At 65.2% G+C, this 22,330-nt stretch carries 27 protein-coding genes; 19 read left to right on the forward strand and 8 right to left on the reverse strand.

Going from position 1 to position 22,330, the window contains the following annotated elements:
- Window positions 1-2: 2 nt before the first annotated feature.
- Window positions 3-1,289 carry a dihydroorotase gene (locus ACXAJV_RS10115; protein WP_475084904.1) on the reverse strand — a complete coding sequence of 429 codons (1,287 nt, stop codon included), beginning with the start codon at window positions 1,287-1,289 and terminating at the stop codon, window positions 3-5.
- On the reverse strand, window positions 1,286-2,263 hold the full coding sequence (locus ACXAJV_RS10120; protein ID WP_475084907.1) for an aspartate carbamoyltransferase catalytic subunit: 978 nt from the start codon (window positions 2,261-2,263) through the stop codon (window positions 1,286-1,288). Before ACXAJV_RS10120 ends, ACXAJV_RS10115 begins: the two co-directional genes overlap by 4 nt.
- A 152-nt stretch (window positions 2,264-2,415) precedes the next feature.
- Between ACXAJV_RS10120 and ACXAJV_RS10125 the strand changes: the two genes are divergently transcribed.
- Window positions 2,416-2,925 carry an N-acetyltransferase family protein gene (locus tag ACXAJV_RS10125; RefSeq protein WP_475084910.1) on the forward strand — a complete coding sequence of 170 codons (510 nt, stop codon included), beginning with the start codon at window positions 2,416-2,418 and terminating at the stop codon, window positions 2,923-2,925.
- Window positions 2,926-2,970: 45 nt separating this feature from the next.
- Complete coding sequence (locus tag ACXAJV_RS10130) at window positions 2,971-3,951, forward strand: MBL fold metallo-hydrolase (protein WP_475084913.1); 981 nt, start codon at window positions 2,971-2,973, stop codon at window positions 3,949-3,951.
- Window positions 3,952-4,186: 235 nt separating this feature from the next.
- Here ACXAJV_RS10130 and ACXAJV_RS10135 read toward each other — a convergent pair whose 3' ends face one another.
- The 3 genes from ACXAJV_RS10135 to ruvX form a co-directional block, all read right to left on the reverse strand.
- On the reverse strand, window positions 4,187-4,615 hold the full coding sequence (locus ACXAJV_RS10135) for a hypothetical protein (protein ID WP_475084916.1): 429 nt from the start codon (window positions 4,613-4,615) through the stop codon (window positions 4,187-4,189).
- A gap of 115 nt (window positions 4,616-4,730) precedes the next feature.
- The gene (locus tag ACXAJV_RS10140) at window positions 4,731-5,648 is read right to left on the reverse strand and encodes an AEC family transporter (RefSeq protein WP_475084919.1); all 918 of its coding nucleotides are present in this window, start codon (window positions 5,646-5,648) and stop codon (window positions 4,731-4,733) included.
- 225 nt (window positions 5,649-5,873) lie between these two features.
- On the reverse strand, window positions 5,874-6,329 hold the full coding sequence (gene ruvX / locus ACXAJV_RS10145) for a Holliday junction resolvase RuvX (protein ID WP_475084921.1): 456 nt from the start codon (window positions 6,327-6,329) through the stop codon (window positions 5,874-5,876).
- Window positions 6,330-6,429: 100 nt separating this feature from the next.
- Here ruvX and gatC point away from each other — a divergent pair, with 100 nt between their 5' ends.
- The 6 genes from gatC to ACXAJV_RS10175 are packed head-to-tail and all read left to right on the forward strand — an operon-like array spanning window position 6,430 to window position 10,697.
- Window positions 6,430-6,717: an Asp-tRNA(Asn)/Glu-tRNA(Gln) amidotransferase subunit GatC gene (gene gatC, locus ACXAJV_RS10150; protein WP_348509378.1), complete on the forward strand. Its 288-nt coding sequence runs from the start codon at window positions 6,430-6,432 to the stop codon at window positions 6,715-6,717.
- 6 nt (window positions 6,718-6,723) lie between these two features.
- Window positions 6,724-8,199, forward strand: coding sequence for an Asp-tRNA(Asn)/Glu-tRNA(Gln) amidotransferase subunit GatA (gene gatA, locus ACXAJV_RS10155; protein WP_475084924.1), 1,476 nt, complete (start codon window positions 6,724-6,726; stop codon window positions 8,197-8,199).
- Window positions 8,200-8,203: 4 nt separating this feature from the next.
- Window positions 8,204-8,506, forward strand: coding sequence for a hypothetical protein (locus tag ACXAJV_RS10160; protein ID WP_475084927.1), 303 nt, complete (start codon window positions 8,204-8,206; stop codon window positions 8,504-8,506).
- Window positions 8,499-8,774 (forward strand): hypothetical protein, encoded by a 276-nt coding sequence (locus ACXAJV_RS10165; protein WP_291886161.1) that lies wholly within the window; start codon window positions 8,499-8,501, stop codon window positions 8,772-8,774. Before ACXAJV_RS10160 ends, ACXAJV_RS10165 begins: the two co-directional genes overlap by 8 nt.
- A complete protein-coding gene (gene gatB, locus ACXAJV_RS10170; protein ID WP_475084930.1) occupies window positions 8,761-10,254 on the forward strand; it encodes an Asp-tRNA(Asn)/Glu-tRNA(Gln) amidotransferase subunit GatB in 1,494 nt (497 codons plus the stop codon). Before ACXAJV_RS10165 ends, gatB begins: the two co-directional genes overlap by 14 nt.
- Window positions 10,255-10,256: 2 nt before the next feature.
- The gene (locus tag ACXAJV_RS10175; protein WP_475084932.1) at window positions 10,257-10,697 is read left to right on the forward strand and encodes a hypothetical protein; all 441 of its coding nucleotides are present in this window, start codon (window positions 10,257-10,259) and stop codon (window positions 10,695-10,697) included.
- Window positions 10,698-10,706: 9 nt separating this feature from the next.
- Here the strand turns inward: ACXAJV_RS10175 and ACXAJV_RS10180 are convergent, their stop codons facing one another.
- Window positions 10,707-10,958 carry a hypothetical protein gene (locus ACXAJV_RS10180; protein WP_475084934.1) on the reverse strand — a complete coding sequence of 84 codons (252 nt, stop codon included), beginning with the start codon at window positions 10,956-10,958 and terminating at the stop codon, window positions 10,707-10,709.
- A 131-nt stretch (window positions 10,959-11,089) separates the two neighbouring features.
- Here ACXAJV_RS10180 and ACXAJV_RS10185 point away from each other — a divergent pair, with 131 nt between their 5' ends.
- From ACXAJV_RS10185 to ACXAJV_RS10215, 7 genes are all read left to right on the forward strand, one after another.
- The gene (locus ACXAJV_RS10185) at window positions 11,090-12,424 is read left to right on the forward strand and encodes a mechanosensitive ion channel family protein (RefSeq protein ID WP_475084936.1); all 1,335 of its coding nucleotides are present in this window, start codon (window positions 11,090-11,092) and stop codon (window positions 12,422-12,424) included.
- Between the two features lie 321 nt (window positions 12,425-12,745).
- The gene (locus tag ACXAJV_RS10190) at window positions 12,746-13,102 is read left to right on the forward strand and encodes an ArsR/SmtB family transcription factor (RefSeq protein WP_475084938.1); all 357 of its coding nucleotides are present in this window, start codon (window positions 12,746-12,748) and stop codon (window positions 13,100-13,102) included.
- On the forward strand, window positions 13,086-13,604 hold the full coding sequence (locus ACXAJV_RS10195) for an SRPBCC family protein (RefSeq protein WP_475084940.1): 519 nt from the start codon (window positions 13,086-13,088) through the stop codon (window positions 13,602-13,604). Before ACXAJV_RS10190 ends, ACXAJV_RS10195 begins: the two co-directional genes overlap by 17 nt.
- Window positions 13,601-14,071 (forward strand): SRPBCC domain-containing protein, encoded by a 471-nt coding sequence (locus ACXAJV_RS10200; RefSeq protein ID WP_475084943.1) that lies wholly within the window; start codon window positions 13,601-13,603, stop codon window positions 14,069-14,071. The genes ACXAJV_RS10195 and ACXAJV_RS10200 overlap by 4 nt, the downstream gene beginning before the upstream one ends.
- A complete protein-coding gene (locus tag ACXAJV_RS10205) occupies window positions 14,068-14,559 on the forward strand; it encodes an SRPBCC family protein (protein ID WP_475084945.1) in 492 nt (163 codons plus the stop codon). Before ACXAJV_RS10200 ends, ACXAJV_RS10205 begins: the two co-directional genes overlap by 4 nt.
- Entirely contained in the window at window positions 14,556-15,032 is a 477-nt protein-coding gene (locus ACXAJV_RS10210; RefSeq protein ID WP_475084947.1) for an SRPBCC family protein, read from the forward strand. Before ACXAJV_RS10205 ends, ACXAJV_RS10210 begins: the two co-directional genes overlap by 4 nt.
- A gap of 41 nt (window positions 15,033-15,073) precedes the next feature.
- Complete coding sequence (locus ACXAJV_RS10215; RefSeq protein WP_475084950.1) at window positions 15,074-15,694, forward strand: YceI family protein; 621 nt, start codon at window positions 15,074-15,076, stop codon at window positions 15,692-15,694.
- A gap of 7 nt (window positions 15,695-15,701) precedes the next feature.
- Here ACXAJV_RS10215 and ACXAJV_RS10220 read toward each other — a convergent pair whose 3' ends face one another.
- Window positions 15,702-16,658 (reverse strand): isopenicillin N synthase family dioxygenase, encoded by a 957-nt coding sequence (locus ACXAJV_RS10220; RefSeq protein ID WP_475084953.1) that lies wholly within the window; start codon window positions 16,656-16,658, stop codon window positions 15,702-15,704.
- 159 nt (window positions 16,659-16,817) lie between these two features.
- Between ACXAJV_RS10220 and ACXAJV_RS10225 the strand changes: the two genes are divergently transcribed.
- The 3 genes from ACXAJV_RS10225 (at window position 16,818) to ACXAJV_RS10235 (ending at window position 19,681) form a co-directional block, all read left to right on the forward strand.
- Window positions 16,818-17,543 carry a glutathione S-transferase family protein gene (locus tag ACXAJV_RS10225; RefSeq protein WP_475084955.1) on the forward strand — a complete coding sequence of 242 codons (726 nt, stop codon included), beginning with the start codon at window positions 16,818-16,820 and terminating at the stop codon, window positions 17,541-17,543.
- A gap of 104 nt (window positions 17,544-17,647) precedes the next feature.
- The gene (locus ACXAJV_RS10230) at window positions 17,648-19,243 is read left to right on the forward strand and encodes a hypothetical protein (protein WP_475084958.1); all 1,596 of its coding nucleotides are present in this window, start codon (window positions 17,648-17,650) and stop codon (window positions 19,241-19,243) included.
- A 165-nt stretch (window positions 19,244-19,408) separates the two neighbouring features.
- Window positions 19,409-19,681, forward strand: a complete 273-nt coding sequence (locus ACXAJV_RS10235; RefSeq protein WP_271185406.1) for an SEL1-like repeat protein — start codon at window positions 19,409-19,411, stop codon at window positions 19,679-19,681.
- Between the two features lie 306 nt (window positions 19,682-19,987).
- On the opposite strand, the gene ACXAJV_RS10240 is transcribed toward ACXAJV_RS10235, so the two are convergent.
- Window positions 19,988-20,725 (reverse strand): polysaccharide biosynthesis/export family protein, encoded by a 738-nt coding sequence (locus tag ACXAJV_RS10240; protein WP_475084961.1) that lies wholly within the window; start codon window positions 20,723-20,725, stop codon window positions 19,988-19,990.
- Between the two features lie 87 nt (window positions 20,726-20,812).
- Here ACXAJV_RS10240 and ACXAJV_RS10245 point away from each other — a divergent pair, with 87 nt between their 5' ends.
- A complete protein-coding gene (locus tag ACXAJV_RS10245) occupies window positions 20,813-22,318 on the forward strand; it encodes a GumC family protein (protein ID WP_475084963.1) in 1,506 nt (501 codons plus the stop codon).
- Window positions 22,319-22,330 lie beyond the last annotated feature (12 nt).

Here is a 22,330-nt window from a genome sequence, read left to right on the forward strand (position 1 = left end):
GTTTACGCCTTTTGGTTGTATATCGTGACTCCGCCGACGAGGGTTTGCAAGACCTGTCCCTGGAAACGGCGTCCGGCCCAGGCGCAATTGCCGCGGGCGGAGTGGAAACGGTCCGGATCGCAGACCCAGGGCTTGTCGCCATCGATCAAGATCAGGTCGGCCGGTGCGCCTTCGGCAATCCGGCCCTGCGGCAGACCCAGAAGATCGGCGGGGCCGCTGGTCATCACGCGCAGGGCGTCGATCAGTTCCAGCTGTCCGTCATGGACCAGGCCCAGCATCGCACCGAGCGCGGTTTCCAGGCTCATCGTGCCGGCGATGGCGAGAGCAAAGGGTTCGCCCTTGTCGTCGAACGGGGTCGGGCGGTGATCGGTAACCACGGCGTCGATCTCGCCGCTGGTGACCGCCTCGACCAGGGCGCGGCGGTCAGCCTCGGCACGCAGGGGCGGATCCATGCGGAAGGCACTGTCCAGCCCGCCGGCATCGACCTCGTTGAGGGTGAGGTGGGCGATAGCAACGGTCGTCGCGATCTCCTGATCGCGTGTGCGGGCGCGGCGCAGGGCGGCCAGACCGTCAGCCGTCGACAGGCGGTCGATCATCAGCTTGCCGCCGGACAGTTCGGCCAGCGCCGCATCGCGTTCGATCGCGATGCGTTCGGAGAGGGCGGGTTCTGCCGGCAGGCCCATGCGGGCAGACCAGTCGCTTTCCAGCGCCACGGTGCCTTCGGACAAGTCCGCATCGGCCGGCCGCACCGAGAGCCAGATATCGAACTGGCTGGTATAGGCCAGCAGGCGGCGCATGGTGCGCGTGTCGCTGATGGGCCGGTCGCCCTGACCCGCATAGACCGCACCGCCGCGCACCATCAGCCCGATTTCGGCCATCTGCTCGCCGGCCAGGCCCTGGGTCGCGCCGCAGGCGGAGAGCACATGGACGCCGCGCTTTGCGAGACCGCGATTCATGCCGGCAAACCCGTCAGCCTTGTCCAGCGGGGCGCGGACATTGGGTGCGAGCACGATGGTGCCGAAGCCGCCCGCTGCCGCGCCTGCCGTCAGCGTGTCCAGCGTTTCGCCGTCCGGCGTGAGCGCCGGTTCCTTGGCGCAGCGCAGGTCGATCAGCGCGGGCGCGAGGATGCAGCCCTTCGCGTCGATCACTTCATCGGCCGCATCGACATCGATCTCGCCGCCGGTTTGGGCGATGACACCGTCCTCGATCAATACCCCGCCGGGGCCGTCATGACCGGAGGCCGGGTCGACAAGGCGGGCATTGATGATGGCCAGGCTGGTCTCGCTCATTGTCCCGCCTCCCGGCTATGGAAGTCGCGGCGGATCGTCTCGCCGATCAGCTCGAGTACCGCCATGCGCACGGCCACGCCGCTTTCGACCTGTTCCAGGATCACGCTCTTCTCCGGATCGTCGGCCAGCTTGGTGTGGATTTCAGTGCCCCGGTTCATCGGGCCGGGATGCATGACCAGCACGTCCGGAGAGCAGACTTCCAGCCGCTCATGCGTCAGGCCGAACAGGTGGAAGAATTCGCGTTCCGACGGCACGAAACCGCCGGACATGCGCTCTTTCTGCTGGCGCAGCGCCATGACCGCGTCGCAATCGGTCAACGCTTCGTCGAGATCATGGAAGACATCACAGCCCCACTGGTCGACATCGGAGGGCAGAAGGGTGGGCGGGGCGCACAGACGGATTTCCGCGCCGAGAATGTTCAGCAGACCGATATTCGAGCGGGCAACGCGTGAGTGCAGGATGTCGCCGACGATCAGGATGCGCTTGCCGCCGACCTCGCCCCAGTGCTGGGCCAGGGTGAAACTGTCCAGCAGGGCCTGGGTAGGGTGTTCGTGCATGCCGTCACCGGCATTGATCACGGCCAGCCCGGTGCGCTCGGCCAGGAAGCGCGGTGCGCCGGTGGCCGAATGGCGCACCACCATGATGTCCGGCCGCATGGCGGCCAGCGTGCGCGCCGTATCCGACAGGCTCTCGCCCTTGGACGCCGAGGAGTGCGCGACGGCGAAATTCACCACATCGGCGCCCAGCCGCTTGCCCGCCATTTCGAACGAGCCCTGGGTGCGGGTGGAAGCCTCGAAGAAGAGGTTCAGAACCGTCAGCCCCTTGAGCACATCGCTCGACTTGTCCGGCGTGCGGTTCACCGCCAGCCAGTGTGCGGCGCGCTCGAAGATGATGCGGATATCGACGGGATTGAGATCGGCCACCGAGATCAGGTGGCGGTGGGGGAAGTCGTAGGAAAATGCGGCGCGGGTCATCCCGCCTCCCGTTTCGTCAGGCCCCGGAAAGATGTCTGCGGCGGTATAGGGGCAGTCGCGGCACGGGGCAAGCCGACAGGCATTTTCGCGCGCGGGCCCTTGCGCCGCCCGGCAAGGCCGCACAGATATTCCTGTCCATCAGGGAGGGCATCATGCCGCAGATCAGACCGATGACGCACAAGGATGCGGACGCCGTGCTGCGCATCTATGGCGAGGGCATCGCGACGGGGCACGCGACCTTCGAAAGCACGACCCCGTCCTGGCCGGAGTTCGACGCCGGCAAGCTGGCCGAGCCCCGGCTCGTGGCGGTGGATGACGGCGAGGTCCTGGGCTGGGCGGCGCTCAGCCCGGTCTCCTCGCGCTGCGTCTATGGCGGTGTGGGCGAGATGTCGCTCTATGTCGCCGCGGCCGCGCGTGGCCGCGGTCTCGGACTGGTCCTGCTGGAGGCCATGGTCGCCGCATCGGAAGCTGCGGGAATCTGGATGCTGCAGGCCGGCATCTTCCCGGAAAACGAAGGCTCCATCGCCCTGCACGAACGCTGCGGTTTCAAACCGCTGGGGCGGCTGGAAGGGCTGGGGCGCATGGGATACGGTCCCCTGGCCGGGCAATGGCGCGACGTGCTGATGATGCAGCGGCGCTCGGCTGTGGTCGGTGTGGACTAGGCGGAAAGGCTTGACCCGTCCGGCGGCTTGTCCTCTCGTTTCGCCATGATGACTCGTCCCGGCGCGCTCGCGCTGACCCTCCTTGCATCCACGGTTTTCGCCTCCGCCGCCCCGGCCCAGAACGCGCCCCGTTGTGCCGTCGAACTGGTCGTTCTCGGCGTCGCCCAGGATGGCGGGGCGCCGCAAATGGGCAATCCGGACGATCCGGCCTGGGCCGATCCCGCCCTGCGCCGGCTGGCGACCTCGCTTGCCATCGTCGACCGGCCGTACGATGCCCGCTATCTGTTCGAGGCGACGCCGGACATGCGCGAACAGATGCAGCGTCTGGATGAATTCGCACCGGCCGAAGGCGCGGCGCCGGGTCTGGACGCCATCTTCCTCACCCATGGCCATATCGGCCACTATACCGGGCTGATGTATCTGGGTTTCGAGAGCATGGGCGCCCGGGGTGTGCCGGTCTACGCCATGCCCTCCATGGCCGCCTTCCTGTTTTCCAACGGGCCCTGGGACCAGCTGGTGCGTCTGGGCAATATCGTGCTGGAAGATCTGCAGGCCGATGAACCCTCCGTGGTCGGTTCGCTCACTGTGACGCCCTTCGAAGTGCCCCACCGTCAGGAATACACCGAGGTCGTCGGCTTCCGCATCGAGGGGCCGGACCGCTCGGCGCTCTTCCTGCCGGATATCGACAGCTGGGAAGAGTGGGATGACTGGGGCGAAGTCGAGGACGGCGAACCCGGCATGATCGAGCAGGCGCTGGCCTCGGTGGATGTCGCCTATGTCGACGCCACCTTCTTTGCCAATGGCGAGATCCCCGGCCGCGACATGTCCGGCTTCCCGCATCCCTTCATCACACACTCCATGGACCGTTTCGCGGACCTGCCGGCCGAAGAGAAGGCCAAGATCCGCTTCATCCATTTCAACCACACCAATCCGGTGCGCTTTCCCGATGCGCCGGAACGCCAGCAGGTCTTCGAGGCCGGTTTCGGCCTGGCGGATGAAGGGGAGCGATATTGTCTGGGGGATTGAGGCACCAAGGGCTCGCCCCGCTCGCGGGGGAGCTGTCCGCGTAGCGGACTGAGGGGGCGGCGCGAAGCGCCGCAGAGCGCGTAGCGCGCACTTACCCCCATCGGCTTGCTGCGCGCGCCACGTCCCCCGCTTCGCAGGGAAAGCCTCTACCCCAGCGACCACAGCCAGCCGGATTCAGCCTGACAGCACAGAGTGATGTCGAGGATGGCGATGAGGTTGAGCCTGGCGCCGACGGCTAGCAGCGGGGGTTACAGGCCCGTACCATCCCGTTATTACGCGGAACTTCGCTTTTGACCGGGCCGTCCGGCTGAGCCGGGCGCTGGGCTGCGGCTCCGCGCCCCTGGCCGGCCGGATCCGCCATTGCACCGCTGTCCTGATCGGAAATGCCCTGCGCGCGGACGCCGCCGGATCCACGGCCATTCCCGACCGGATCAGCGGTGGCGCCGCTGTCATTGTCGGTCAAGCCGGAGCCGCCTGCGTTCGCGCCGCCGCTGCGTCCGTAGCCGGCCTGATCCGCATAGGCGCCGCCATCCGAGTCCGATACGCCGGTATAGGTTTGTGCCGTCGCGACACCGCTGACCAGTGCGCCGGCGCCTGCCGCCAATACGCTGCCGGTCACCTGCATCATGAATGAGCGGCGACTGAGTATGCCCTTGCGAGCCATGACATTCCCCCAAAACCAAGATCCCGCTCGTCGGAGCAAGCCCGGCCCCCATTCTTAGTCCGGGTGGGCAAGACGGGCAAGCAAGGCCCGTCCGGTCGCCTGGCGCAAGGGTGGTCTAGCCCAGCAGCCAGAGCCAGAACGGGATCGTCACGAAGCAGAAGAGGGCGCTGGCAGTGATGTCTCCGGCCGAATAGGGCGCATCGCCACCCATCTGCTTGGCCAGCACATAGGCCGAGGCGGCGCCGGGGCTGGCGCCGGTGAGCAGGAGGATGGTCAGCGGCACGCCCTCGATGTCCAGCGCCCGGCCGACGCCGTAGAAGACCAGCGGCCCGATCATCAGCTTGATGAAGACCGACAGCGCCAGAAGCCGCGGCCTTGCCTTCATGGCGGTGAAGTTGAGGCCGGCGCCTACGGAGAGCAGGATCAGCGGCAGGGCGGCCTGGCCCAGAAGGTCGATCGTGTTCGAAGCCATCGCCGGCATCGGGATATTGCCCAGATTGACGATACCGCCGGCAGCGGAACCCAGGATCAGCGGATTGGTCAGGATGCGGTAGAGGATGGAGGTCCAGTTCGGCTTGGCGCCGTCGCCCCAGACCGACAGGGCCGCCACGCACTCCATGTTCACCAGCGGGATGGAGACGACCATGACCAGCGCCACCAGGATCTCGCCCTCATCGCCGAACAGGGCGATCCCCAGAGCCAGGATGAGGAGGCCGTTCCAGCGGCAGGTCGCCTGGAAGAGACTGGTATAGGTGGGGTCTGGAATGCGCAGGAAGGGTTTCAGCGCCAGCGTGATCGCCGCCATGCCCAGAAAGCCCAGCACGGCTGCCAGGATGAAGCTGCCCAGCTGGATATTGCTCAGATCGGCATGGCTGATCGAGGAAAAGAGCAGGGCGGGCGACAGGCCCAGATAGGCGAGGCGCGAGATCGGGGCCCAGCTGTGATCCGGCAGAAGGCTGGACCGGCGCAACAACCATCCGATGAAGATGACGCCGAATACGGGGACGAGAGCGGAAACGATCGAAGCCTGCATGGTGAGTCTCTTTATTGCGCTTTGCCAGCAAGGTCATCCACCGCTTTGGCTTTCCTCCCCACGACGTGGCGAGGGGGACCCGTGAAACGGGGGAGGGGCCGCCGCGATCGCGGCGGAATGGTGGTGCAGTGCGCCGCTGTCCTACGGCGCTTCGCGCCGCCCCTTCGACCCGAGGCTTTGCCTCGGCCCACTTCCCCCCTCGCGTGGGGAAGAAAGAGGTTCGGCCTATCCGCCCAGCTGCGCCAGGCGGTCGAGCGCGCTTTGCAGGATATTGGCGGCGGCATGGGCATCGATGACGGCCTTGCGCTTGTCGCGGCGCACGCCGGCGGCGATCAGCTTTTCCTCGGCCTCGAAGGTCGACAGGCGCTCATCCTGGAAGACGACGGGGATATCGCGCACCCGCAACAGATTGCGTGCGAGGGCGCGGACGGACTGGACGCGCGGGCCTTCGGACCCGTCCATATTGACCGGCAGGCCCATCACGATGGCCATGGCCTTGCGTTCGTCATAGAGGGCGAAGATGCGCTCGGCATCCGCGGTGAATTTTGTGCGTACAATGGTTTCCACCGGTGTCGCAAGTCCGCGCGAGGCGCCGCAGGCCGCCACGCCGATGGTCTTTGTGCCCGGATCGAGCGCGATCAGGGGGCCGTCGTGCAGATCTTCCAGGGCGATAACGGGCATTCGCCGCCAATGCGCCGTGCAGGCGCAGCCGTCAAGCTTTCTTGCACCTGCGAAACCGGGTTGGTACTCAGTCGGCTTCGACTATCCGGAGTGATTTCCAATGTCCGTGACCGCTGACGACGTCCGGCGTATTGCGCGCCTCGCGCGCCTCGCCGAGCCGGAAGACCGTATCGACACCCTGGTGGGTGAGCTCAATGGTATCCTGAAATGGATCGAGCAGCTCGACGAGGTCGATGTCGAGGGTGTGCAGGCCATGACGACGCCCGTCGCCTTCCCGCTGCCGATGCGCGAGGACAAGATCACCGATGGCGGGATCCGCGACAAGGTTCTCGCCAATGCACCGAAGTCCGATGAGGGCTTCTTCGTCGTGCCGAAATCGGTGGAGTAGGGGCATATGAGCGATCTTCTCAAACTCTCTCTCGACGAGGTTTCCGCCAAGCTGAAGGGCAAGGAGGTCTCCGCGACCGAGCTTGCGCAGGAGGCCTTTGCGGCCTGCCAGGCAGCCCAGCCGGCGCTGAATGCCTTCACGGCGTTCGACGAGGAGAAAACCATGGCCATGGCCAAGGCGGCCGACGAACGCCTGGCCAAGGGCGAGGGCGGCCTCTTGGAAGGCGTGCCGCTGGCCATCAAGGACCTGTTCGCCGTGGAAGGCGTGGATACATCTGCGTCCTCGAACATCCTCAAGGGCTTCAAGCCGACCTATGAGTCGACGGTGACGTCGAAGCTCTGGGAGGCCGGCGCCGTCTTCGTGGCCAAGACCTCGATGGACGAGTTCGCCATGGGCTCCTCGAACGAGACGGCCAATACCGGCCCCGTCGTGAATCCGTGGAAGGCCGAAGGCAGCAATGAAAGCCTGACGCCGGGCGGCTCCTCAGGCGGCTCGGCCGCCGCTGTGGCCGCCGATCTGTGCTTCGGTGCCACGGGCACCGATACGGGCGGCTCGATCCGCCAGCCGGCCGCGTTCACGGGCACGGTCGGCGTGAAGGGCACTTATGGCCGCACCTCGCGCTGGGGCGTCGTGGCCTTCGCCTCCTCGCTCGACCATCCGGGCCCGTTCGCCAAGACGGTGAAGGATTCGGCGCTGCTTCTGCAGGCGATGTCGGGACACGACCCCAAGGATTCCACCTCGCTGCCCAACGACGTGCCGGATTTTGCCGCCGCTGTCGGCCAGTCCGTGAAGGGTCTGAAGATCGGCGTCCCGAAGGAATACCGTGTCGACGGCATGCCCGCCGAGATCGACGAGGTCTGGCAAAAGGGTATCGACTGGCTCAAGGCTGCCGGCTGCGAGATCGTCGACATCTCCCTGCCGCACACGAAATACGCCCTGCCGGCCTATTACATCGTTGCGCCGGCGGAAGCCTCGTCCAATCTCGCGCGCTATGACGGCATGCGCTATGGCAATCGCGTCGATGGCGAGGATCTCAACGATACCTATGAGAAGACCCGCGCCGCGGGCTTTGGCCACGAAGTGCAGCGCCGCATCATGATCGGCACCTATGTGCTTTCGGCCGGTTATTACGACGCTTACTACCTGCGGGCCCAGAAAGTACGTACGCGCATCCTGCAGGACTTCGACCAGGCGTTCGAGAAGGTCGACGCCATCCTGACGCCCGCCGCACCGTCGGCCGCCTTCGGTCTGGGCACCAAGTCGGACGATCCGATCGCGATGTATCTCAACGACGTCTTCACCGTGACGGCGAACCTGGCCGGCGTGCCGGCCATGTCGGTGCCGGCGGGGCTCGACAAGTCGGGCCTGCCGCTGGGGCTGCAGGTGATCACGCGCGCGCTGGACGAAGAGACCATGTTCAAGGTCGGTGCGGCGATCGAGGACAGTGCCGGCTTTGGCTTCAAGGCGGAGAAGTGGTGGTAGGGCGATGAGCGACGCTCCGGAACCCGACACGCGCGAAACCGGCGCTGCCAATGTCTGGACGACGCGGATCATCGTCCTGGCCATCGCGCTGATGTGCCTGATGTTTGCCGTGCCGCTGGTTCTGAGCGGTGTCGACGGGCTGATCGCCACGCTGGGGGCGGGCACGCTGCCTTCGCTGTGGGTGATTGTGGTGCTGCTGATCGGCCTGGCCCTGTGCGTCATCGGTCTGGGCACGGCCTGGCGGGCCTTCGTTCCGGCGCCGGGCAGCCGCAAGCGCGTGGAAGGCGGGGACAAGGCCAATGACTGAACCCGCGCACCCGGCGATGAAGCTGTCGCGGCCAGCCTTCCTGGTCGGCGCGCTGCTGGTGCTGGCCGGCGTGGTCGTGTTCCGCGGCATCGCCCCGCTGGAGCCGCGCAATCTCTGGACCGTACTGCTGGTGACACCCGGCGTCGGTTTCCTGTTTTTCGGTCTGACCGTGATGATGGCGGGCCGGGTACTGGTCGCGGCGATGAATACGCCGGAAGAAGAGCGTCCGACCTGGGACGACGAGGATGAGCAAGATGAGCGATCATAGCTATACGCTGCCGGGTGTGACCGGTGACTGGGAAGTCGTCATGGGGCTGGAAATCCACGCCCAGGTGGTTTCCAACGCCAAGCTGTTCTCCGGTGCGGCGACGGCTTTCGGGGCAGCGCCGAACACCCAGGTCTCGCTGGTCGATGCGGCCATGCCGGGCATGCTGCCGGTGATCAATGAGCATGTTGTCGAGCAGGCGGTGAAGACCGGGCTCGGCCTCAATGCGAAGATCAACACCTGGTCGCGTTTCGACCGGAAGAATTATTTCTATCCCGACCTGCCGCAGGGCTATCAGATCTCGCAATTCCAGTTCCCGATCGTCGGCGAGGGCGAGATCGAGTGCGAGCGCGATGACGGATCGCGCTTCACCGTGCGTATCGAGCGCCTGCATCTGGAACAGGATGCCGGCAAGTCGATCCACGACCTTGATCCGAACTCGACCTATGTCGACCTCAACCGCTCGGGCGTGGCGCTGATGGAGATCGTCTCCAAGCCGGACATCCGCTCACCGGAAGAGGCCTCGGCCTATGTCTCCAAACTGCGCACCATCCTGCGCTATCTGGGCACGTGTGGCGGCGATATGGAAAAGGGTCAGCTGCGCGCCGACGTGAACGTGTCGGTGTGCAAGCCGGGCGCTTACGAGAAATTCCGCGAGACGGGCGATTTCAAGCATCTGGGCACGCGCTGCGAGATCAAGAACGTCAATTCGCTGCGCTTCATCCGCCAGGCGATCGAGTATGAGGCCCAGCGCCAGATCGACATCCTCGAGGAAGGTGGCAAGATCGACCAGGAGACCCGCCTGTTCGACGCCAACACCGGTGTGACGCGGTCCATGCGCTCCAAGGAAGAAGCACACGACTACCGCTATTTTCCCGATCCCGACCTGCTGCCGCTGGAGCTGCAGCAGACCTGGGTCGACGAGATCAAGGCCGGTCTGCCGGAACTGCCCGACGCCAAGCGCGAGCGCTTTGTCAGCGTGCTCGGCCTGTCGGATTATGACGCCTCGGTGCTGGCAGCCGACAAGGACCGGGCGGCCTATTTCGAGGAAGTCGCCGAAGGGCGCGATGCCAAGCTGGCCTCGAACTGGGTCAATAACGAACTCTATGGCCGCCTCAACAAGGAAGGCCTGACCATTACCGACTGCCCGGTTTCGGCCGCGCAGATGAGCGGTCTGGTGGGCCTGATCGAGGACAAGACGATCTCCGGCAAGATCGCCAAGGATGTGTTCGAGATTCTGTGGGCCGAAGGCGGGGATCCGGCGAAGATTGTCGAGGATCGTGGCCTCAAACAGGTCACCGATACCGGCGCTATCGAGGCCGTGGTCGACCAGCTGATCGCCGACAATCCCGACCAGGCCGCGTCTGTGCGGGAGAAGCCCAAGGCGATGGGCTGGTTCGTCGGTCAGGTGATGAAGGCCATGCAGGGCAAGGCCAACCCCCAGGCCGTGAACGAGATCCTGCAGAAGAAGCTGCTGGGCTAGGGGTGGCTCTTCGCCCCAGCCGGACTGTCGTCCTCGCCGGTGGCGTGGCGGTCTGTGTTGCGCTCCTTCGGGCCGTAGCCGCGCTGTCCGGTCCCGGCGGCGTGCCGGCTGCGGTCCTGCTCGGATTGTCGGCGGGTTTTTCCGTGATCTGGATGGCGGACTTTGCTCTCTCGACCTGGTGGGCGCGAAGGCTGGACCAGCCACCGGGCATGGCGTTCAAATGGCAGCGCTTTGTCGTCGGTGGACCGGCAATCGGGCTGTCCACACTGTGCGGGCTGGGCGGCGCACTCCTGTCGGCCAGCGCTGCAAACAGCGCCTATGACAGTGCTGCCAGCATTGTCTTCTTCTCGTTGTTTGCGGCAGCCATTGCCGGGGCCTGGTACGCCTTTTTGGCGAGCCCGATCTCGGTCGGTGTCGCCCGGCGCTATTACCGCGGGCTTTAGACCGCCGGGTTATTCGGCTCCGGGCAGATCGCGCCGGCGCTTCGACAGGGTGAAGAGCGCCAGCCAGGTGATACCGGTGAACACGACCACGATTTCGGTCGCGACAACCAGCGGGGCCAGATAGCCCGGCTGCCAGACTTCAGCGACAATGGGGCTGCCGATCGCCAGCAGTATGGCAAGCGCGACCAAGGCGCCGATCGCGAAGGTGAAGAAACGGCGGCGCCACACCGTGCGCAATTCGCGCGCTTTGAGAACGGCCATGATGGCCTCCCTTGCGGCTATGTTGCTTGCAACGGCTGAAACCGCCGCTCGTTCCGTCCCGCCTCTGGTCCTGCGCGCGCATCTCGTGCTAACCCTTTGATCTCACCGTACGAGCCGGAGTGCCAAGGCCCATGACACAGGATGATTCCGCTCTTGACGAACTCCTGCCACTCGAAGCGATGCAGGGCCAGTTCGGCGAAATCCTGACCCGGCTCCAGGCATCGCTGCTCGACATCAATATTGCCATCCAGATCGGTCTAGTGGCGGCGGCCTTTATCCCGGCGCTGATCTTCGGACCGCGCTTGCGTCATCTGGTCGAGGCGCATACGCGCGAGCTGATCCGCACGGGGCTTGCTCGGCGGCTGCTGACGGCGGCGATTGCGCTGGCCACACCGCTGGCGCTGCTGGCGGTGCTGGCGGTTGAGCGCGTGGTGCTGGGGGCGGTCGACCGGCCCTTCCACCTGATCGATGCGGCGATGAGCCTGATGACGGCCTGGCTGGTGATCCGCGCCGTCACGCTGATCATCCGCTCGCGCTTCTGGTCGCAGGTCGCCTTCTACATCGCCTGGCCGGTGGCGGCGCTCGATGTGTTCGGCCTGCTCGACGATGTCGTCATGCAGCTGCAGGCGCTGGCCATCCCGCTGGGCGAGACGGAGGAGGGCGATCCTGTCGATCTCTCCCTGTTCGACGTGCTGCGCACGCTGATCTATTTCGGCGTGCTGTTCTGGGCGGCGTCCTTCGCCGGCCGGGCGATCAATACCCAGCTGGAGCGCGCCGAAGAGATCTCGCCGGCCCTGCGGGCCCTGATCGCCAAAGTCCTGGGCTTTGTCCTGCCGATCGTGGCGCTCTTGATCGCGTTGCAGCTGACCGGCTTCAACCTGGCCACGCTGGCGATCTTCTCCGGTGCGGTGGGTATCGGGGTCGGCCTGGGCCTGCAGAAGACCGTGGCGAACTTCGCCGCCGGTTTCACGCTGCTGGCTGACAAGTCGATCAAGCCGGGCGATGCGCTGGAAGTCGACGGCCAGTTCGGCTGGGTGACGGGGATGCAGTCGCGCTATGTCTCGATGCGCACGCGCGACGGCACCGAGCACCTCATCCCGAACGAGCATTTCATCGCCAATGGCGTGATCAACTGGTCCAAGTCCGACCGGGTGGTGCGCCAGCACGCCCCCTTCGGCGTATCCTACGGGACTGTCGACATGGAGAAGGTGCAGCAGCTCGCCATTGCCGCCGCCCAGACCGTCGACCGTGTCGTGCCGGACAAGACGCCCGTCTGCAATCTGATGGAGTTTGGCGACAGCTCGGTCAATTTCGACCTGCGCTTCTGGATTTCCGATCCGCAGAACGGGCTCTCCAATGTGCGCAGCGATGTCTATATGGCGATCTGGAAGAGCTTCCACGAAAACGGCGTCGAATTCCCCTTCCCGCAGATGGATGTCCACGTGAAGGAAGTGCCGGGAAACTAGAGGCGCACCCGCAGGAGCAAAAAGAGGACGCGGATTGCTCCGCGCCCTTCAGTTTGCTGAGTGACGGCGGGCCGGTTCAGTCCGAGGCTCGCCGCCGGCGCAAAACCGGTCAGATCCGTCACGTCTTGCCGCTGATCCCAGATTATGCCCGCCTGCGTGCGAAAGATAATCAATCGAAGCTATGGGCGTTATCGAGGCGAGCAATATCGCAAGCGCGAAGTCGCACGCTGTTCTCGTTTTTGATCAACAGGTTGGTTAAAAGTTAGGCGAGTGCATAAGTTTTTGGTTGACGGCATGGCCCGGCGCTGAAAACCTAGATGTATGCCTAACTATCAGACGCATCTCGATTCCACCTTTCATGCCCTGGCGGACCCGACCCGCCGGGCCGTTATTGCCCGTCTTATCGAGGGGCCGGCCTCGGTGTCCGAGCTTGCCGAACCCTTTGACATGGCTCTGCCGTCCCTGATGCAGCACCTCAAAGTGCTGGAGACGGGCGGGCTGATCCGCACGCAGAAGACCGGACGGGTGAGGACCTGCCGGCTGGAAACCGCGCGTCTGGGCGAGGCACAGGACTGGCTGTCGAAGCAGAAAGCGCTGTGGGAGACCCGGCTTGACCGGCTCGACGCCTATCTCAGGGATATGGCTGCAAAGGAAACCCCCGATGACCCGCAAACGTGACTGGGCCCGCTTCAATCCCGAAACCGACCTGGCCATCGACCGCCGTATCGATGCGCCCGTCGATCTGGTCTGGTCGGCCTGGACCGATCCGGAACGTCTGAAACAATGGTGGGTGCCGCGCCCCTGGACGACGCCGGAGATCGAGATGGATCTGCGTCCGGGCGGCATGTTCCGCACCGTCATGCAATCGCCTGAAGGCGAGCGCTTCGACAATGCCGGTATCTTCGTCGCGGTCGAGCCGAAAGCCTGGATTGCCTGGACCAGCGCGCTTCTGCCGGGCTACCGGCCGGCCGGTGATGCCGAGCATTGCGGCGGCATTCACATGACCGCCGGAATCGAATTCAGGCCGGACGGTGCGGGAACGCATTACATCGCCACGGTGTTGCACCCGGACAGGGCGTCCCGCGAACGCCATGAAGCCATGGGCTTCCATGATGGCTGGGGCACCGTGATCGAACAGCTCGTCGAGATCGTGACGGCGATGAAGGCAGACGCTAAATGACCGGCCGGATCACCCATGAACGCTTCACGCTGGAACGGCGCTATGACGCCACACCGGCGCAGATATTCGCGGCCTGGAAGGACGTAGAGGGGCGGACACAGTGGCAAAAGCCGGCGGACCATCTTCACCTGGTCTACGACGCCGATGATTTCCGGGTCGGCGGATGTGACGTCAGCCGCTGCTGGGCCGATGGCGATGCCAACGCCTATGAGGCGGTGGTTGTCTACCAGGATATTGTTCCGGACCGTCGGATCATCATGTCCGAGACCGTCAGCCTTGGCGGCCAGCGCCTCTCCTCCGCTCTGGCGACGGTCGAGATCGACCCTGACGGGGCCGGCGCCCGCATGCGGCTGACGCTGCAGATCGCGGCGGAGGCCTGTTCGGACATCTTCGCGGGGTATCGTGAAGGGTGGGGCGCCTTGCTGGAAAACCTTGTTACACACCTGACGCGGGAGACCATCCCATGACAGACCAACTCACCGTGACTGTCGAGCGCCATCTGGAAGCTGATCCGGATGATGTCTTTGCCGCCTGGCTGGACCCGGACCGTGCCCGCCACTGGCTGTTCGCCCAGTCCGACTCTACGGTCGTGCGTTGTGACATCGATGCCCGGCCGGGCGGGCGCTTCGTGATCGTGGATCGCCGTGAAGGCGGTGATGCCTATCACGTCGGTGAATATATCGAGATCGACCGGCCGCACCGACTGATCTTTCGCTTCAATGCAGGCGAAAGCGATGATCTTGATCCGGCCGATGGCGGCCGGGTGACCGTCACCATTCTTCCGGAAAACACGGGCTGCCGGATCATGCTGGTCCAGGAGCTGCCCGAACAATGGGCGGACTACGAAGAAACAACGCGAGACGGCTGGAAAACCCTGCTCGCCGCTCTGGCCTCGTATCTGGGCGTGTGGGTGGAGAAACCCGACACCAAACCCTTCAGGGGAGATATTGCATGACCGACAGCCGCGTCGACCACGACACGTTCACACTCAGCCGCCGCTATGAGTTTGCGCCGCGCACCGTCTTTGCCGCCTGGGCGGAACCGGCGGCGAAGCGCCGCTGGTTTGCCGGGGCCGAGGGGTTTACCGACATCGAGCACGCGCTCGACTTTCGTGTTGGCGGGCTGGAAAGCGCATCCGGGCGGGCGCCGGACGGCGGACGCTTCACCTATGACGCTGTGATCCACGACATCGAAGAAGGGGCGCGGATCATCCTGGCCTATCGCATGACGATGGACGGCACACCGATCTCGGTCTCGCTGGCGACGGTCACGTTCGAGGCGGACAAGGAGGGCACCGTGCTGACCTATGTTGAGCAGGACGCCTTCCTCGACGGTCTCGATAATGCCGGCCCGCGTCGCGAAGGTGTTGCCTGGCAGCTGGAACAATTGGCGCTGGAACTCGCCGAAGCCCGCGAAGGGGTACACTGATCATGAAGCCCTGTTTCACAGTCCTCGGAGCCGTCGCCCTGATGACCGCCCCGGTCCTGGCCCAGGATATCGCGCCGCCACCCATGGATCCGCCTCCAGCCGGTGCCTACCGGCTCGACACGACCCATGGCAGCCTCATCGTCCATGTCGACCATATGGGGTTTTCGCGCTACCCGGTCCGCTTCACGCGGTTCGATGTCGAGATGGATTTCGATCCGCAGGCGCCGGAGACGATGTCCGTGACGGCCGAGATCGACCCGGCTTCGCTGGAAACCCATTATCCGCGCGACGATGTGGATTTCGACGCCGAACTGACCGGCGCGCAATGGCTCGATGTCGAGAACCATCCGGTTATCCGCTTCGTGTCGAGCGATGTGACGCTGACCGGCGAGAACACGGCACAGGTGGCCGGCACGCTTTCGCTGATGGGCATCGAGCAACCGCTGACACTCGAAGTTACCTATAATGGCGGCTATGCCGGCATGCTGCCTTACGATCCGCAGGCCCGTATCGGGTTTTCCGCCACAGCTGCATTTGACCGTTCCGCGTTCGGCCTTGTCTACGGCATCCCGCCCGAAGGCTCCTCGTTCGGTGTGGCCGACCGGGTGACGGTGAGCATCGAGGCCGAACTGCTCGGTCCGCCGCTCGAGGCGGCAGACTAGAAGCGGCCTATTTCAAAAGACCGATCTCGCGCAGGCGCTGGTTGAGATAATCGTTCGCCCGCATGGGTTCCGGATACTTGTCCGGATTGTCCGGTCCGGCACAGCCGGGCAGGGTCTCGATCATGTAGTCCGGCCGGTAGTGCAGGAAGAAGGGCAGGGAATAGCGCGAGAATTCCGTGCGCGCGCCGGCCGGATTGATTACCCGGTGCTGGGTTGAGGGCAGGATGTCATTGGTCGAGCGGGCCAGCATGTCGCCCATATTCACAACCAGGCAGCCCGGCGGCGGGTTCATGTCGACCCATTCGCCCGAGCGCGCCTTCACCTGCAGGCCCGGCTCTTCCGCGCCCAGTAGCAGGGTGATGGTGTTGATATCGCCATGGGCTTCTGCGCGGATGGAGCCGCCCGGATCGCCGGTGACGGGCGGATAGTGAAGCAGGCGCATCACCGAATTGCCGTCCTTCACCGTGTCGTCGAAGAAGGTCTCTTCCAGACCCAGATCGAGTGCGATGGCGCGCAGCACTTTCACACCCATCGCGTCGAAGGCGGCATAGAGGCCGTGCACGGTCTCCTGCCAGCCGGCAATCTCGCCGGGGACGAGGTTCGGTGCCATGTCGGCTTCATAGGGGTGACCGGCGGGCAGATCGCGGCCGACATGCCAGAATTCCTTCAGGTCGACATGCTTGGCGTCCTTGGCGATCTCCTTGCCGAAGGGCGTATAGCCGCGCGCACCACCGCCGCCCTCGACGAAGTATTTCATCTTGGTCGCTTCAGGCAGGGCGAAGAATTCTGCTGCCTTGGCATAGGCGCCGGCGATCAGGGCTTCGTCCAGGCCGTGGTCGGAAATGGCAGCGAAACCGTACTCCCTGAAGCTGCGGCCCAGATCGCGGGCAAAGCGTGCCTTGTCGGTTTCCAGCAGGGTCATCGAGACCGGCGGGAAGCGGGACAGGATATCTTGATCGGGCATGGTTCGGCCTGTTGTCTGTTCGCGCCGACAGATACGGCTTTGACCGTGTCCTGCCAAGCGTCCGAAGGCCGCACACGCGGCCGTGATTGCAGCATCCCCTTGAACGGGAGGCGACGGGGGCCAATCTGGCAGGGACCTGATTTTTTTAAGGAGAGCGCCATGACGGCCCCGATCGAACTCTATTACTGGCCGACGCCGAACGGGTGGAAAGTGTCCATCGCGCTCGAGGAGATGGGCCTGCCCTACGAGCTCAAGCCGGTGAATATCGGTGTGGGCGAACAGTTCGAGCCGGCCTTCCTGAAGATCAGCCCCAATAACCGCATGCCGGCGATCGTCGATCCGGACGGGCCGGACGGCCAGCCGATCTCCGTATTCGAAAGCGCGGCCATTCTGCAGTATCTCGGCCGCAAGACCGGCCAGTTCTATCCCGCTGACGAGCGTGCCCGTGTCGAGGTCGAGCAATGGCTGTTCTGGCAGATGGGCGGTCTCGGTCCGATGGCCGGGCAAGCCCACCATTTCCGTTCCTATGCCCAGAAGATCGAGCCGGACGAGAGCAAGCTGGAATACGGCAAGCAGCGCTATACCAATGAGGTGAACCGGCTCTACGGCGTGCTCGAGCGCGCGCTGGCGGACGGGCGCGACTATATCGCCGGCGAATACTCGATTGCCGACATGGCGATCTGGCCGTGGATCCTGCCGGAAGGGCAGGGCCAGGATCTCGATGATTTCCCCAAGCTGAAAGCCTGGGTCGAGCGCGTCGGTGCGCGTCCGGCGGTGAAGGCGGGCCGGGCAGCCGGCAAGGATTTGCGCAGCAATCTGGCCGATGACAGCGAGCAGATGAAGAAGGCGCGTGCTGTGTTGTTCGGCCAAACCGCCAAGGTCTGACGCGCATACGCGCCGCCAGCCTCGCGATTTCTCGCGTCTGACGCGCAAGGCCTTGCCAGGCTTGCCCTGAACCGGAAGATTGCAGCCGGGATCAAGGGGGCGTCATGGCGAAGACCGTCCATGTGGACACGGATCGTGCGGAGCCGCGCAGGCGGCCGGACGCTGAAGCCTATTGGCGCAGCGGCTTGACGCATGCCGAGGCAACCCGCCGCGAACGCGCGGAAACCTGGCGCGAGGAGACCCAGTCGCCCTGGGAAGCCTCGCCGCCGGGACTGGTCGTGTGGCTGGTCTGGCGGGCCCTCTACAAGGGTTTCCAGCCGGTCTGGCTGATCCTTTCGCTGCTGGTAGCGGGCTGGTTTGGCGGGCAGTGGCTGATCGCGCGCGGTGATCTTGATCCGCCGCCGGCAGGAGCAACGGGCTCCGGCCAGCTGTCTGCCATGATCGCATCTGCTGTGCCTGCGAACACGGATCCGCTGACATTCTGGGAAGACCGGCTCGATGCCGCCCTCGATGGAGATCGGCGCCGGCGGGCGGATATCGACCGCTTGCGCGCCTGGGCGGCGCTGGGCCCCGATCTGATCGGCCGTGACCGGCTGGCACTGGAGCACCTTGCCGGCGATGGCGATGCTGCCGCACTCGACGCACAGCTGCGGGCCGGGCCACCCTGGGAACGTGAGGCGCTGATGCGGCGCGCCTTTAGCGAGCGGATGGCGGCGGGCCGTGCAGCCGGGCTGGAACCGCCGGAGCTTGTCCTGGCTCCTGATAGCCTGCGCCAGCGCCATGACCGGGCGCTCTTCCTCTGGTCGATTGCCGACACGAGTGCCCGCGCCTTCTTCCAGGGGCGCGCCCGGGGAGAGTTCGAGATGCGCAGCCTGCCGGGCCTGGTGGCGGAGGATGTGGCGGGCGATACACGGCTTTATGGCGGTGTGCGCCACTTTGTCATCCAGGCCTGCGCGCACCGAGCGGCGGCCTTCGAGGGCTGTGATGCGGCGATCATTCCGGATGCGCCGGCCGGTACGCTTTCATTCGCACTGGCGGCTGTCGAAGCCGGTTTGGTCCAGCTGCAGATCTCGCCGAGCGATGCCATGGCGGGCGCGGAAATCCTGCAGGCGGCTGGCCGTGCAGGGCGGCTGACGGAAGATTTCCGGACTGCGCTTGAGGCAGATCTTGCCAGAGTGCTTTCGCATGACGAAGCGCTCATGGCGCTGGCCGCAACGGGCCTGCGGGCCGATATCGCTTTTGCTGCGCCCGGGCAGACAGCCCTGTTGCTGCGCGGCGGGATCGATGCGCGCACCCGGGACGGGGCCGTAGCGCTTTCGCAGATGCTGAATGATATCGCGGAGATTCGGGCGCGGACCTCGCCAGCTGTTGCCATCCGGCTTCTGGACGGTCTGGCAGGACCGGACGATGTGCGGCGCCTGCGCAGGCTGGTGGACATGGCCGCAGACCGGGCGCTGGCTGTGCGGGAATTGCTGGGCGAGGCGGCGCTGGAAGCCGGGCCCGTCCTGCCGGAAGCCGTCCCTGCAAGCCCGGACCAGGACCGTCTGAAACGCAGCGCCATGCTTGCCCTGATCTCCGCAGCTGTCGTGGTGTTGTTAACCCTGGTACGGTTGGCAACCCCCCGCAGAATCCGCCTGGGGGCGCGTACAAACCTTGCCGATGCGTGGATGTCGCGTTTAACGCTTGGTAGGAAAACCTAACGCACGTAAGGATTTAAGGCGTATTTTTCCTGATTTCCCTTAACCTTAAAGCAATCCTCTTTGCGCAACATCGCCTCATGTTCGAAGGCATTCGGACAGGATGGTGAAGCGGGTGACACGCCAAGAAAGGCCGCGCCCGCGTGTTGTAAAAAGGGAAGAAGACCCATGGCTTTCACGGACGTAGAAACGGCCCAGGCCCACCAGGCAGCTTTCGCCGACCCGACCGGCGAGGATCTCTGCAAGCTCGGCATCCTGTATTCCACGGGACAGGGCGGCGAGATCGATTATGTCGAAGCTCACAAATGGTTCAATCTGGCGGCCCTGATGGGCTCGGAGCCGGCGAAGTATTATCGCCAGGAAATCTCCGACCAGATGTCGACCATCGAAGTCGCAGCCGCCCAGCGTGCTGCGCGCGAGTGGCTCTCGACCCGCCACTAGGCCGGCAATCCGCACCAGACTGTCCACGCCGCCGGCGGGTATGATATACTCGCCGGCAGGGTGATCGCAGTCCTGTGCCCGGCGGAGCGTGTGTCTCCGTCAGACGTGCTGCGAAGGCGGTGCGTAGCGGTGACTTTGCTCACCCGTAACGGCCCCACAAGCGCAACATTCGTGCGACACTGAGTGACATCTGCCAGCTTGGCCGGTGCTCGCCGGACGTCTGGCCGTTTGTGATCGCTCGAGACGCAATAACGGCGCCGCCATGGCTCCGTTCTCCCGACATTCAGATTGCAAGAGAGCTGCGGATCAGTCGCCCGAGATGGCGTCCGCGATCGCGAAGCTCATCGCCTGGTCGAGCGGGACAATCCCCATCACATACTGTTCGACGAAGAGATTCACTTCGGCGACGGTCGAGCGCGGCACGAAGATGATGTCGTGACGCCGGATCTGGATATTGTCGGCCCCCTGGCGCGCACGCAGTGCGTCGTGCAGGTTGACCGTGCGCATCATCATGTCACCGCCGGGTGCGCGCCGCAGCACCACGACATCGCCGCGTGCGGCTGTGTTCTGGAACCCGCCAGCCAGCATCACCGCTTCCAGGGCCCCGATCGGACCGGTCATCTCGACGAGGCCGGGCGCATTCACTTCGCCGCCGACAATGATGTTCTGCGGACCCAGGCCGGCGCGGCGCACTTCCACCATCGGATTGACGAGCACGTTCTGCGCATAGGCGCGGGCGATCGTGTCGCCGATCTCGCGATCGGTGCGGCCGGCGACCATCAGGTCGGAAATCAGGGGCAGGGCGACGCGCCCGTCCGGACCGATCTCGACCGTGCGGGAGAGTTCCGGTGCGGAATGCACGATCACTTCGAAACTGTCGCCGGGATAGAAATGATAGGCCGGATCGGTCTCCTGCCAGGCGGCAAAGCGTGGTTCGCCCCAGGCCGCGGCGGGCGCGGTATCGGCGCCATGACTGGCGCATCCGGCAAGCCCGGGAAGGGTCATCAGGGCCGCCAGGCAGAGGCCGGTCTTGATCGCGCGCATGAAATACTCTCCGCAAGCGTGTCCGGAGCGGATAGTCGGCCGCGTTGGATAACAAATTTTTAAGCGCAATCCGTCTCATATGCACGCATGACTCGCGCGTCCCACTTTTCCGGTCCCCAGTCGGCTCCTGCCGGCGGTTCCGCGGCTTCCGGCCGCCGGGAGCTGGACCTGTTCGACGTGGTGGCCCTGGCCTGGGCCGAGCGCGGCTTCATCGCCATTGTTTTTGCAGTGATCTTCGCCCTGGGCGTCGCCGGGGCGATGCTGACTCTGAAGACCAGCTATACAGCGGAATCGCGCTTCCTCGTTCTGCTGAACGAGGACCCGACGCCTGCCGCGGCCGGCTGGGGCGACGGCTTCATGCTGAACCAGGTGATGCAGTCGGAAAGCGAGCTGTTGAGTTCCGAAGCGGTGCGCCGGATCGCGCTGGACAGCCTGGGCGCTGAAACGGTGCTGGGCGAGGCGGTCGACGGCGATGCCAGCGGCGCGGCGCTGAAAGTGCTGCGCGGCGGTTTCGGCGTGTCGCGCGAGCCGAACTCCTCGGCCCTCAATGCCAGTTTCGAAAGCAATGATCCGGAACGTGCCGCGCTGATCCTCAATGCGATCGTCGATGCCTATCTGGCCTATCGCGAGGAAGTGTTGATCGAGACCGGTGTGACCGGTCTGGGCGTGCGCCGCCAGCAAGCCAATGTGGCCGTGCTGGAAACGCGGGCAGCGCTGGACGCTTTCCTGGACGCGCACGGCTTGTCGAATTTCGACACCGAACAACAGACCTCGCAGACCCTGGTCGGCAATCTGGCGGAACGCCTGAACGGCGCCCGGGCCGACCGCGACGCGGCGCAAGCCGGTGCTGCGGCGCTGCGCCAGCGTCTCGACCAGATCCCCGAGCAGATCGAGCTTTATGTCGAGAACGGTGTTTCCGGGCGCCTGCTCGACCTGCGCGCCGAACGCGCCAGCCTGCTGTCGCGCTATCAGCCGGGGGCGCCGGCGGTGAGCGCGGTGGAGCGCGAGATTGTCGCGCTGGAAGCTTTTGTCGCCAGTGGTGCCGCGGCCAGCGAAGGCCAGCGCCGCTCCGGTGCCAATCCGGTGCGCCAGGAACTGGAATCGGAACTGGCCCGCCGCGAGGCGGATGCCCGCTCCCAGGCCGTCCTCGCCGGATCGCTGGAAACCCAATTGCGCGATGTGCGCAGCGATGTGGAACGGATGCGCGGCCTGGAAACCGAATATACGCGCCTGGCCCAGAATGTCGCTGCTGCCGAAGAGGCCGCCGCCGCCATCGCCGCGCTGGAAGCCACTGCCGAAGCGCGCCGGGCCCCGGCTGTCGGTGCGGCCGACGCCGTGCGTGTGATCGATCGCGCCACGCCGCCGCTGGAAGGCTCGTCTATGAAGAAACTGGCGCTGGTTGCCTCCGCCGTGCTGGCGATGGGCGTGGCGATGTTCCTGGGCCTGCTGCGCGGCTATTGGCGCACCTATGTCGCCGCCGGCGCCCTGCGCCGTCCGCGCGCAACAAGCCGGCCGCAGGCTGTGCCCGAGCCGGCGAACGACCCTTATGGCGGCCTGCCGGTGCTGGCGCGCATCGCCGATCGTTCGGCGTAAGCGGGACGTTAA

The sequence above is a fragment of the Maricaulis sp. ABE4_448 genome, assembly GCF_056160825.1.